Annotated in this window: 8 protein-coding genes and 1 pseudogene; 7 read left to right on the plus strand and 2 right to left on the minus strand. The window is 57.6% G+C overall.

Going from position 1 to position 12,448, the window contains the following annotated elements:
- The first annotated feature begins 504 nt into the window (after positions 1 to 504).
- The 4 genes and pseudogenes from LCM4576_RS37570 to LCM4576_RS25235 all read left to right on the plus strand — a co-directional run bounded on the left by LCM4576_RS37570 (position 505) and on the right by LCM4576_RS25235 (position 4,216).
- On the plus strand, positions 505 to 1,068 hold the full coding sequence (locus tag LCM4576_RS37570) for a cold-shock protein (protein ID WP_082044344.1): 564 nt from the start codon (positions 505 to 507) through the stop codon (positions 1,066 to 1,068).
- 469 nt (positions 1,069 to 1,537) lie between these two features.
- The gene (locus tag LCM4576_RS25225; RefSeq protein ID WP_040971450.1) at positions 1,538 to 1,993 is read left to right on the plus strand and encodes a MucR family transcriptional regulator; all 456 of its coding nucleotides are present in this window, start codon (positions 1,538 to 1,540) and stop codon (positions 1,991 to 1,993) included.
- A 687-nt stretch (positions 1,994 to 2,680) separates the two neighbouring features.
- Positions 2,681 to 3,028: pseudogene (locus LCM4576_RS25230) on the plus strand (nitrogen fixation protein NifQ); the annotation flags it as partial.
- Positions 3,029 to 3,133: 105 nt separating this feature from the next.
- A complete protein-coding gene (locus tag LCM4576_RS25235; protein ID WP_083361520.1) occupies positions 3,134 to 4,216 on the plus strand; it encodes a cytochrome-c peroxidase in 1,083 nt (360 codons plus the stop codon).
- Positions 4,217 to 4,271: 55 nt separating this feature from the next.
- Here LCM4576_RS25235 and rpoN read toward each other — a convergent pair whose 3' ends face one another.
- Together rpoN and LCM4576_RS25245 are read right to left on the minus strand one after the other, a co-directional pair.
- Complete coding sequence (gene rpoN, locus LCM4576_RS25240) at positions 4,272 to 5,720, minus strand: RNA polymerase factor sigma-54 (protein WP_071035235.1); 1,449 nt, start codon at positions 5,718 to 5,720, stop codon at positions 4,272 to 4,274.
- A gap of 69 nt (positions 5,721 to 5,789) precedes the next feature.
- Positions 5,790 to 6,323: a peroxiredoxin gene (locus LCM4576_RS25245; RefSeq protein ID WP_071034764.1), complete on the minus strand. Its 534-nt coding sequence runs from the start codon at positions 6,321 to 6,323 to the stop codon at positions 5,790 to 5,792.
- 2,080 nt (positions 6,324 to 8,403) lie between these two features.
- Between LCM4576_RS25245 and nifH the strand changes: the two genes are divergently transcribed.
- The 3 genes from nifH to nifK form a co-directional block, all read left to right on the plus strand.
- A complete protein-coding gene (nifH, locus tag LCM4576_RS25250) occupies positions 8,404 to 9,297 on the plus strand; it encodes a nitrogenase iron protein (RefSeq protein ID WP_071035245.1) in 894 nt (297 codons plus the stop codon).
- 98 nt (positions 9,298 to 9,395) lie between these two features.
- On the plus strand, positions 9,396 to 10,898 hold the full coding sequence (gene nifD / locus LCM4576_RS25255; RefSeq protein WP_071035236.1) for a nitrogenase molybdenum-iron protein alpha chain: 1,503 nt from the start codon (positions 9,396 to 9,398) through the stop codon (positions 10,896 to 10,898).
- Between the two features lie 133 nt (positions 10,899 to 11,031).
- The coding region (gene nifK / locus LCM4576_RS25260) for a nitrogenase molybdenum-iron protein subunit beta (RefSeq protein ID WP_071035237.1) at positions 11,032 to 12,448 on the plus strand (1,417 nt) is incomplete at its 3' end.

A 12,448-nucleotide genomic window follows, 5' to 3' on the forward strand; every position in this document is an offset into this window, starting at 1 on the left:
CATGCTCCGCGGCCGGTTGGCCCCCCTCACGAGACCTATGTTTTCTCACCCGAAGTCCATAGACGAGCTAGGGGGGCGCGGACATCCCGAAAAATGCCTACGCTCGATCAGGGCGAGATCAGACCTCCAACAGGGGTTGACCGGGTGACGGAGGACTGTAGCAATGATGCGGTCGGGCGAAGAGYGGCACTCCCAATAACCGAGCGGAACGCGTCTCAACCGCGGCGGATCGGTCCCGGAATAGAAGCGACGTGGCGACGCATTCGCGACGATATTGCAAAGAAGGATATCCAGTGGTTAGAAAGCCAGGCCTAAAGCAAGTGAGAGCGTTCTGCAGAGCCTGGATGAGAGGACCGCGCCCTGCTGCCCGGCTGACAATTCTGGCTTGTCGCTAATCAAAGATGGATGGCCCTTTTGAAGAGCTGACACGTACCGAAGACTCAAAGACCGCCCATCTTGCCAACCTTTTTGGTGGCCAGCACCATTTGTTTCCCCTGAGATGACATGAGCAGATATAAGGATTACCGCAAGCCCCGTCGGCGTCGAGATGACGACGGCCCGTTTCCTTTTCCAGAAGAGGAAGCCGTCCCAAGCTTCTTTCATCAAATGTCACCTGCGACGACCAAGCCGGTAGACGCAGAGGTCAAGTGGTTCAATGCAAGCAAAGGTTTTGGCTTCGTCAGAATCTCGGACGGAAGGGACGCCTACCTCCATATTCGGGCATTGGAAGCGGTTGGAAGAAGCAGTGTCCCAGAGGGAGCGCGGCTTAAGGTCACCTTGGAAGAGACGCGAAAAGGCCATCAGGTCGCGCAAGTCCTGGAGATCGCACAGGAGACGGCCAACACTTCGACATCCGCGTCGGAAAGCGCCGGCACCGTCAAATGGTATAACGCCGAGAAAGGCTTTGGCTTCATYGCCCCTGAAGCTGGCGGAAAGGACGTATTCGTCCACGCCTCAACATTGGCCCGCTGTGGCGTCAGCGATCTCGTGGACGGACAAAAGGTTTTTGTCGAGTGCGCGCAGGGCAAGAAAGGTCTGGAGGTCCAAAGCATTCGTGTAGCTGCTTGAGACGGCCCAACCCTTTTTGTTGAACGCACGGCGGTGAGCCATTCACTGCGCATAAGCATATGAGAAAGGCGCGTTTGTCGCGGTGCTCGATCCTCTCTTTTAACGAGGGCCGATATGGTTCACATCGTGCTCACCATCCTTGGCATGGTCGTTCAAATTGAGGCTGCGGTTCATCATGGAACGCGGGCGCAACGGAATCGAACAACGTAACAGCACCTATAAGGTGGCAAACAGCGGCTTGACAGAGATTATCATGGCACTGCTTGCCGACGGCCTCGGCCCAGCAGGAATTGCCAAACTGGTCGGCTGCTRCACAATGCAGGTTTATCGGTTCATTTAAGTATCCTATGACTCTTCTGCTGCGATAGCGAGAATGGTCGACTAACGCCGATATAAGCAAATCATGCTGGCCTTCCTCGACAAAGCCGGTAAAAGAGTTCCCGTGTTGTCACGCAATAGGAGTAATTGAATGCCCGAGGGCACCGCAAATAGCCAAGGCCTGTTGATTGAACTTACGGCAGATATTGTATCTGCCTATGTCAGCAAAAACGCAGTTCCCCCCGCGTCACTGCCAGAGCTTATCGCAAGCGTGAATTCGTCATTGTCGAATCTTGGGCAAGCGGTCGAGCCAGAGAAGCCAGCCCAAGCGCCTGCGGTTAATCCGAAGCGGTCGGTGTTTCCCGACTACATCATCTGCCTGGAGGACGGCAAGAAATTCAAATCGCTTAAGCGGCATCTCAACGTCCACTACGGCCTGACGCCCAACGAATATCGCGAGAAATGGGGATTGAAGCCCGACTACCCCATGGTGGCGCCGAACTATGCGGCACAACGGTCGGCGCTGGCGAAGTCGAGCGGTCTCGGCCACAAGGCTGCCAGCAATTCCGAAAGGAAGTCGGCGAGGGCGGCACGCAAATCCAGGTAGTGGGTGCAAAGGTCGATGCGCCATAGGGTGGAATTGACCGGCCAAACCTGTAAGGCCTTCAAATCCGACATAGCTCTGCGCACAGCCGAAGCTAACTCGGAGGCGACAAGGACGCCGGCAATCCTTTCGTAGCAAGTCCTGCTACGGCTAAAGTGATCGCCGGCTGGTCCTGTGCAATCGCGGCCGATCGCGTCACAGCGGCTGCCTGGCTGCTTGAGCTGCGCGACCAGATCGCTAGGCTCGACTGAGCGCGAACTCTATCGCAGGGGTTTCTTGGAAGGTCTGCGCGGTCTCGAAGACCGCTTCGATTTCGCAGGCGAAGTCCAGATAAAATTGCCCGGGAGGGCTTTGAAGACGAAGCCGAGGCGGTATTGCGGCAGCGCTCCCGTCCTCCGCTGCAATCGACAACTCCGCAGCCCCAGCCAGCAGACTTGGCGTTCGACGTGGCTGATGAATAGACACCCGCGCCCGCCGTGATCAGGAGCGCCGGTGGCCGCACAAACTCCCGACTTTTCCGCTATCGATTCTGTCAGATTGGCGACAACTGTAGCTCGACCGAGACAGGCTCTTCGAGCGTAACCGCTGCAAATTTGAGAAAAATCTCGGTTGGCCTGAAATGGCATGATCCTTGTTGTCTTCCATTCGATGTGATCACCGCAGGCAAGAAACGCGACCGCTCGCAAAACCCAAATGGAGGAAAAGGATGATACGACCGGAAAGAGACTCAATCTTTGGTCAGCCCCGGCCGGGCCACCCCTCAGCACTTCGTTCGCCAAAACCATTGCGCACCGCGCCATGCACACAGACTGTCTCCGGCAAGACCTCGGCCTTTTCGATCGTCACGAGATCAGCCGCTTGCTMGCAACCCATCTTCCGGCGCACGCCTGTCAAGACTTTAGGGACTTCGATGCTTACTTCCGCCCGGAAGAGGGTGATATCCACTCCGCGCGTGTTGTGAACGGCTGGGATGATAGCAGTCTCGTTAGAGCCAGGCCGCGCTTGCTAAATCGCTCGACGTCTTGGGCATTCATGTAATTCAGGAATGACTTCCAATAGTTGCGAAGACGCGGTCCGGGCGCTGCGGTAGTTCGTTTGAATTCCTAGAAAGTTTCATCAAAGCAATAGTGGACACTTACRTCGATGGGCTTCGTGAAGACATTTATTGTCTCCTTCTTCCGCTTGGCAGCGGGATCGGCCTTTCCATTTGCTGCACTCACAGGCTGCCTGCTTGCCTCCACAGCCATGGGGCAGGAGAACCTGCTGGACGTTGCGAGATCGCTGTTTAGCCCTATTCCCAAGCGTACTGCATACCTGGACGGCAATCCGGCGACCTTAGAGAAGCTCGAGTTGGGCAAGATGCTCTATTTCGAACCGCGGCTCTCGCAAGCTCACAACATCAGCTGCAACACCTGTCATCAAATCGGCCGTGCTGGCGGCGATGGCCGCTCCACCTCTATTGGCCATAACTGGCAGCGCGGCGGCCGCAATGCGCCAACTGTATTCAACGCGGTGTTCAACATCGCTCAGTTTTGGGACGGACGGGCAGCGGATCTGATGGAGCAGGCCGGCGRCCCGATCTCCAATCCGACGGAGATRGGGACCACTCMCGGGCACGCCGTCGAAGAGCTCAAGGGCATTCCCGGGTACGTTGAGGCGTTCGGCAAAGCCTTCCCTGATGAAATCGACCCCCTCAGATATGACAACATCGCGAGAGCCATCGCCGTGTTCGAGGCGACGCTGATCACGCCCAACGCACCCTTCGACAAGTATCTCGAGGGTAACGAAAACGCACTCACCACTGAACAGAAGGAGGGGCTCAGRCTTTTCGTCGACAAAGGATGCTCGTCTTGCCACAACGGCATCAACATCGGTGGGAGCATGTACGCTCCTTTTGGGGTGGTCGAAAAGCCCGGCTGGGAGTTCCTGCCGCCTGACGACAAGGGACGCGTTGAGGTGACACGGAAGGTCGATGATGACTATGTCTTCAAGGTCCCTACTTTAAGGAACGTCGCACTCACCGCCCCCTACTTTCACAGCGGCCATGCATGGGATCTAGAGCAAGCCGTGGCGGTGATGGGGACGACCCAGCTTGGTACGCAGCTGAGCCCTGAGGAAGTCGACAAGATCACCGTTTTCCTACAGGCGCTCACCGGGGACCAGCCGAACGTAACCTATCCAACCTTGCCGCCGAGCGTCGCGACGACACCCCGGCCGGCGCCGTGACCGCATAATCCGAGAGGGCGGCTAATAGACGCCAGGAAGAGGCCAGACRCCTGCTTCAATCTTGATCGCCAATGAGCCATAGCCGCTTTTCCCGGCGCCGTCCCACGGAGGAGGGGATGTTCATCGCCTCGCGATATTTTGTGACGGTGCGGCGCGCTACATTGATGCCGGTTTCCTTCAGCCGGACGGCGATGTCGTCGTCGGAAAGCACGTCACCGGGCGATTCTTGAGCAATTATCGCTTTGATCCGATGCCGGACAGCTTCGGCGGAGTGCGCGTCACCGCCCTGGCAGGAGGCAATCGCGACGGTGAAAAAATACTTCAGTTCGAACACCCCGCGTGGGGTAAGCATATACTTGTTCGAGGTCACCCGGCTCACCGTCGATTCATGCACGTTGATCGCCTCAGCGACAGTCCTGAGATTGAGAGGCCGCAGATGAGCCACGCCATGTTGGAAAAAGGCATCCTGTTGGCGCACGATTTCAGTCGCAACTTTTAGAATCGTCTTGGCACGCTGATCCAGGCTGCGGATTAACCAATTCGCGTTTTGCAGGCATTCGTTCAGAAACGCTTGATCTTTCGGATTCTGGACGGCGTGTCGCGAGATTTCGGCGAAATAGGTTTGGTTGATCAAAACCTTGGGCAATGCGTCCGGATCAAGTTCGATCTGCCATCCACCTCCGGGCGAGGGCGTGACCCAGACGTCGGGTATGATGGATTCCGGCGCTCCGGATTGGAATCGGTTGCCAGGCTTGGGATCGAGCGCACGGATTTCATGCAACATCTCGAGAAGGTCTTCTTCATCAACGCAGCAATGCTGCTTCAACGCCTGGAAATCGCGTCTGGCAACCATCTCAAGGTTGGCAACCAAGGCGGCCATTGCCGGGTCGAACCGGTCTCGCTGACGCAACTGGATCTCGAGACATTCGCTGAGAGTGCGAGCAAAAATTCCCGGTGGATCAAACTGCTGCAAGGTTGCGAGAACCCGTTCCACATCCGTCTCGCGGGCGTTCAGTTTGCCGGCCAGTTCCACAAGGTCCACCCGAAGATAGCCCGTATCTTCCAGATGGGCTGCGAGCTCGCTGGCAATCAGCCGCTCCTGTGGTGTGAATGCAGTGAGCGCGATCTGACCAGCGACACGGTCGTGCAATGTTTCGGTGCAGGCGGCGAACTCGTCCAGGGCAGGGCGATTATCCGCAGGGGTGTTCGTCGTGTTGCGCAGCGATTTCCATTCCCCCAGTCGCTCTGTGGCCGCCGCGCTCGTCGACCTATCCATGTCTTTTTCGCGTGCGCCGGTGGGTTGGTCTGCTGAAACCGGCACGTCGCCAAGAGCCTCACCGTCGTTTGAAGCTGGCTCCAAAAGCGGATTTTTCTCGAGTTCCTGCTCCACGAATTGATGCAGTTCGGCGCGCGCCAGTTGCAACAGGCGAATCGACTCAATGAGCTGAGGCGATGCCACCATAGATTGCTTCTGGCGTTGAAGCAGCCTTGCCGAGGACAGCATGTTGAGCGCGAAACTCCGATCGAGGAGGCTCTTGGCCGTGCGTTAATGGATTGTCAGACGCTCACTTGATCATGCGGCGGCCTGCAGTGTTTCAAGAACGTTCTGTGGCGATGAGACGGCATAGGGATCGCTCTCGCAGTTGTCGGAGAATCCTTCTTCCTCGAACCACTGCTCCACCGCTCCGTCGTCGATCAGGGCGGCGTAGCGCCAGGAGCGCATTCCGAAGCCGAGATTGTCCTTGGCAACCAGCATACCCATTTTGCGCGTGAACTCGCCTGAGCCGTCCGGGATAAGCTCGACCTTCTGCAGCCCCAAGGACTTGCCCCACGCATTCATGACGAAGGCATCGTTGACGGAGATGCAGTAGATTGCGTCAATTCCTTCCTTCTTGAACTCATCATAGAGCTTTTCAAAATTGGGCAGTTGGTAGGTCGAGCAGGTCGGGGTGAAGGCGCCAGGCAGCGAGAACAGGATGACGCGCTTGCCATCGAAATAGTCGTCGGATGTCTTGTCTTGCCAGCGGTATGGATTCGGCCCCTCGATGGATTCGTCGCGAACACGCGTGCGAAAGGTAACGAAGGGAACCTTCTTCGTGATGGTCATCAAGTTGCTCCTTTTAGAAGAAAACTGGCATGGCTTCTCGGTTTGGGCCGACGCAACGTCGACTCGGCAGGCATGCCGGACATGAGATGAAGGCCTTCGCGGCTTCCAAATCGCTCTTCCATCCGGTGGTACGGGAAGGCCTTGGCCCACCCTCTTCGTCATCCGAATGGCTGGATCGATATCGGCGATTTGCGCAGATCGAGCAACCCCTTTAGGGCAAATGGCGCCGCAAGGGATTTCGATGACTGGCGGCTTGTCGTCGAAAAGAAAGTGGTGGCGATCGACAGTGTCAATCTCGAAATAGCCGTGTGGCGCCRCAACGTTGAGGTCGCRCAAGAGTCTSGCTTCACGAAAGTGGTTCTGCGCATTGTAGATGGTTGCCAGTGGCGCGCCGAGGTCGGTTGGGGTGACCCTTCGATGCGGTGCTTCGGCATTCGCATGCTGATGAGGACCGGCAAGCAGCAATTGGGAGCACGCCGCGCTGTTGGATGTCGGCCTCCGACCAGACCTGCGCAGAAAAGCTAGCGAGCACTGACGTCTGGAGGGGGTAACCTCCCGATGTTTATCCGCAATAGTCACCGTCGCCTCAAGCGCTTGTACGGAGTCACCAATGGTTCGCTCGCTCGTCGCTTTGTTTGTGGTTCGATGGTTCTAATGAGCTGTCGCAAATGCCGTGCCATCTGACTTGCAGCAGGGATGGAAGCGATCTTTACCTTGAGTAGAAGGACCATGCTTTCGGGGTCGCCATGGAGGAAAGCCTTATAAGACGGCGATCTCATCGGGCTGAACTTGTGACATCTCAGGCAGCTAATGCTCGGGAAACATACAAGGCGTTTCCAAGTGACGACTCGACGAACCTTCTTGTGTCAGAAGGTGGACGAAAATGTCGGAAGCTCTACCAAGGGCAGGGGCTGTACCGCGAGAAGGGAGAGGTGGTGGAACGGAGACGATACTTATGCTGAACCGAAGCGCAGCTTCGTCCGCGCGTAGCCGAATGGGAAAGGCCCGGACTAAGTTCGTTTATGTCAACGAACTCTGCGCTCTTTTCGGCATGTCGGTAAGAACTCGCGGCGTCAGCCGGAGCACCTGCAAGCGCGCCTGCGGAGCGCGTAGCAGCCGAGAAGGCCGCAATGCGGGCAGACGGGCTCGCCATTCGTCTTTGGYCAGCTGAAATGRCAGAATGYTGCTCGTTCGGTATTTCACTACCCCGCGTTTCGTTCTCGGATCGCGATGGCTATCTTCCAACCACTCCGGACGCTCCAGAATCCTGAGGGTCACGGCACCATGCTTGCCCAAGAGGCAGCCTTGGGAGAAAAGGCCCGCTGCCGGGAGGAGGTGGCAACGGGCCCGATTCGAAAACGGCGCTAGAGGGGGTGCRCCGCATTCAAGATCGGCATCGCATCTAGAGAGTTGATGGCCGACACCCTCATAGTAGCTTCCGCGTCAGATATTGCAACGCACAATATCATCCCGCAATGCAAGACAAACATCGGCCTGCCACAAAAGAGCCCGCAATCGGGCCGGCCATGACGTTATCCCACAAGACACAGAGATATGAAGATCGAGACGCGGCAGCCGACCCGTGCCGACAGGTGACGCTCAACCAGTCGCGTCGCCATCACGGTGCATTCAATGGACGATATCTGGGCGCACCTTGACTAAAGGTTCACTTCCGCCAGATCGACGACAGCAACCGTGGCGTTCTCGACTATTGCCAGAAGACACGTGCGTCATCCAGCATTGAAGTTCTGGCGGCGCAATTTGGCCGGGGAGGCGTGCCACTCACGAGGGTGGACGACAGCGTTTGTGTCTTTCGGCCCCGGCGTGAGGTATGGCTGTCATCTTTAACGCTGTCCGACATGTTTCGTTGGTCTTGTCAGGTTGGCGACACAGTCTTGGTTAGCCATTCGCTTATTTTGCTCAGGTCAAATAACTGAAAAGGAAGAACAAAAAACTTTCTTCGATCGGTCAATAAAATTGGCATGAGTTTTGAGCCTTGCGTTACGAGGCGGCGAAAGCTGCCGACCGGCATTCATATCGCGGGCAGCCGCGATGAATGGAACGAAGGAAGGAAAGCTACATGTCAGGTCTGCGTCAGATCGCCYTTTACGGCAAGGGCGGCATCGGCAAGTCCACCACCTCCCAAAATACGCTCGCCGCCCTTGTCGATCTTGGGCAGAGGATACTCATCGTCGGCTGCGATCCCAAGGCCGACTCCACCCGCCTGATCCTGAACTCGAAGGCGCAGGATACCGTGCTGCACCTTGCTGCAAAGGAAGGTTCGGTGGAAGATCTCGAACTCGAGGACGTGCTCAAGATCGGCTACAAAGGCATCAAGTGCGTGGAGTCGGGCGGCCCCGAGCCGGGTGTAGGCTGCGCCGGCCGCGGCGTCATCACCTCAATCAACTTCCTCGAGGAGAACGGCGCCTACGATGATGTCGACTATGTTTCCTACGACGTCCTCGGGGACGTGGTGTGCGGCGGTTTTGCAATGCCGATCCGCGAGAACAAGGCCCAGGAAATCTACATCGTCATGTCCGGCGAAATGATGGCGCTCTATGCCGCCAACAACATCGCCAAGGGCATTTTGAAATACRCCCATTCAGGCGGCGTGCGGCTCGGCGGCCTGATCTGCAACGAGCGCCAAACCGACCGCGAGCTCGATCTCGCCGAAGCACTGGCTTCCAAGCTCAATTCCAAGCTCATCCATTTCGTGCCACGCGACAATATCGTCCAGCACGCCGAGCTCAGGAAGATGTCGGTGATCCAGTATGCGCCGGACTCGAAGCAGGCCGGAGAATACCGTGCGCTGGCAGAGAAGATCCATGCCAATTCGCGCCAGGGCACCATCCCGACCCCGATCACCATGGAGGAGCTCGAGGACATGCTGCTCGACTTCGGCATCATGAAGACAGACGAGCAGATGCTTGCCGAACTCCAAGCCAAGGAAACGCCGAAGGCGGCCGCACTGTAACGAGCGTTGTCGACTTGAGGTGCGGCCTTGACCAAGCGCGCCTTTGGAATAACGGCGCCTCGCCGATGAGGCGTCACACGAACCTTGAAAGGGGTCCCATGAGCCTGGAATACGAAAATGACGGTGCTCTCCATGCGAAGCTTATCGAGGAGGTGTTGTCGCAATATCCCGACAAGACGGCGAAGCGCCGCAAGAAGCACCTCAATGTCGCAAAGAGCGGGGACGAGGCCGGCGAGGAAGGGGAGGTCCTTTCCGAATGTGACGTCAAATCGAATATCAAGTCCATTCCCGGCGTGATGACCATTCGCGGCTGCGCCTATGCCGGCTCAAAAGGCGTGGTGTGGGGCCCGGTCAAGGACATGGTCCATATCTCGCACGGCCCCGTCGGCTGCGGGCAATACTCCTGGTCGCAGCGCCGCAACTACTACGTCGGCACAACCGGCATCGACACGTTCGGGACAATGCAGTTCACCTCCGATTTCCAGGAGAAAGACATTGTTTTCGGCGGCGACAAAAAGCTGGAACAGATCATCGACGAGATTGAAGAACTTTTTCCGTTGAACAAGGGCATCACAGTGCAGTCCGAGTGCCCGATCGGCCTCATAGGCGACGACACCGACGCTGTCTCGCGCAAGAAGGCCAAGGAGATCGAAAAGACGATCGTGCCGGTGCGCTGCGAGGGCTTCCGCGGCGTCTCGCAATCGCTCGGCCACCACATCGCCAATGATGCGATCCGCGACTGGGTGTTCGAGAAGAGGGCGATCGAGTTCGAGGGTGGCCCGTACGACGTCAACGTGGTCGGCGACTACAATATCGGCGGCGACGCCTGGGCTTCGCGAATCCTGCTCGAGGAGATCGGCCTGCGCGTGGTCGGCAACTGGTCGGGCGACACCACGCTCGCCGAGATAGAGCGCGCGCCGAAGGCCAAGCTCAATCTCATCCATTGCTACAGGTCTATGAACTACATCTGTCGGCACATGGAGGAAAAGTATGGCATCGCTTGGATGGAGTACAATTTCTTCGGTCCCTCCCAGATCGAAGCCTCCCTGCGCAAGATTGCCAAGCATTTTGGGCCGGAAATCGAGGAGAAGACCGAAAAGGTGATCGCCAAGTACCGCCCCTTGGTCGACGAGGTAATCGCCAAATACCGACCGCGCCTCGAAGGCAATACGGTGATGCTGTATGTCGGCGGCCTGCGCCCCCGCCACGTCATCACAGCATACGAGGACCTCGGCATGGTGATCGTCGGAACAGGTTACGAGTTCGGCCACAACGACGATTATCAACGCACCGCCCACTACGTGAAGAACGGCACGCTGATCTATGACGACGTGACCGGTTATGAGTTGGAGAAGTTCATCGAGGGGGTTCGCCCTAATCTCGTAGGCTCGGGGATCAAGGAAAAATACCCGGTGCAAAAGATGGGCATACCGTTCCGTCAGATGCACTCCTGGGATTATTCGGGGCCCTATCATGGCTATGACGGCTTTGCCGTTTTCGCCCGTGATGTGGATCTTGCCATCAACAACCCGGTCTGGGGCCTATTCGAGGCGCCTTGGAAAAGACGTCCGAGCCGTGGGCGGGCGATGGCTGCCGAATAAATGAAGGGCCCCTAGGCTGGTCTCCCCAGGAGACAATAAACCCCGCGACCCCGTGATCCGCGGAAGACCAGAAACGTTTGATGTTCCTGTCCCGCCGTATGGCGCGGTCAGATAGAAAAAAGAGGTAACCACCATGCCGCAGTCGGCCGAAAAAATTCTCGACCATGCGCCCCTCTTCCGCGAGCCGGAATACAGGCAGATGCTGGCCGAGAAGAAGCTGAATTTCGAATGTCCGCACCAGGATCAGGTCGTTACCGATCAACGCGAGTTCACCGAGACCTGGGAATACCGGGAAAAAAACTTCGCTCGCGAAGCGCTTGTCATCAACCCCGCCAAGGCCTGCCAGCCGCTCGGCGCGGTGTTCGCGGCCACGGGCTTCGAGCGAACCATGCCCTTCGTGCACGGTAGTCAGGGTTGCGTGGCCTACTACCGCTCGCACCTGTCGCGCCATTTCAAGGAACCTGCTTCGGCGGTTTCTTCCTCAATGACCGAGGACGCGGCAGTGTTCGGCGGCTTGAAGAACATGGTCGACGGGCTCGCCAACACGTATAAACTCTATGACCCGAAAATGATCGCCGTATCGACGACTTGTATGGCCGAGGTCATTGGCGACGACCTGCACAGCTTCATCGAGAACRCCAAGGAAGAAGGCTCGGTCCCGCGCGACTTCGACGTGCCCTTCGCGCACACGCCGGCCTTCGTCGGCAGCCACGTCGACGGCTATGATGTTACGGTCAAGGGCATTTTGGAGCACTTCTGGAAAGGCCAGGAGCGAACGGAAGCCCTAGGAACGATCAACATCATTCCGGGCTTCGACGGCTTTTGCGTTGGCAACAACCGGGAACTCAAACGCCTGCTCGATCTGATGGGCGTGTCCTACACGTTCATCCAAGATGCCTCCGACCAGTTCGACACACCATCGGACGGTGAATACCGCATGTATGACGGCGGCACGAAAATCCAAGACGTGAAGAATGCACTCAACGCCGAGGCGACACTTTCGCTACAGCATTACAACACCCGAAAGACGCTGGAATATTGCGAGGAGGTCGGCCAGGCCACAGCCTCGTTCCATTACCCGCTGGGTGTCCAGGCGACCGACGAATTCCTGGTGGAGGTCTCCGCGATCTCCGGCAAGGAAATCCCCGAGGCAATCCGACTGGAGCGTGGCCGACTTGTTGACGCCATGGCGGACAGCCAATCCTGGCTGCACGGCAGGAAATACGCACTCTACGGCGACCCGGACTTTGTTCACGCCATGGCCCGCTTTATCATGGAGACAGGCGGCGAGCCGACTCACTGCCTCGCCACCAACGGCACGAAGGCGTGGGAAGACGAGATGAAGGAGCTGCTTGCATCCTCGCCCTTCGGCAAGGAGGCTCAGGTCTGGGCGGGCAAGGACCTGTGGGCGATGCGATCGCTGCTCTTCACCGAGCCCGTGGACCTGTTGATCGGCAATTCCTATGGCAAGTATCTGGAGCGCGACACCGGCACGCCGCTGATCCGGCTGATGTTTCCGATCTTCGACCGGCACCATCACCATCGCTTTG

This window comes from Mesorhizobium sp. LCM 4576 (genome assembly GCF_001854815.1).
In the GTDB taxonomy this organism is placed as follows: Bacteria; Pseudomonadota; Alphaproteobacteria; order Rhizobiales; family Rhizobiaceae; genus Mesorhizobium; species Mesorhizobium plurifarium.

Bases quoted from the DNA above. Each gene is read 5' to 3' on its own strand.
- LCM4576_RS25225 (WP_040971450.1), top strand. From the start codon at position 1,538: ATGCCCGAGGGCACCGCAAATAGCCAAGGCCTGTTGATTGAACTTACG.
- rpoN (WP_071035235.1), bottom strand. From the start codon at position 5,720: ATGCTGTCCTCGGCAAGGCTGCTTCAACGCCAGAAGCAATCTATGGTG.
- LCM4576_RS25245 (WP_071034764.1), bottom strand. From the start codon at position 6,323: ATGACCATCACGAAGAAGGTTCCCTTCGTTACCTTTCGCACGCGTGTT.
- nifD (WP_071035236.1), top strand. From the start codon at position 9,396: ATGAGCCTGGAATACGAAAATGACGGTGCTCTCCATGCGAAGCTTATC.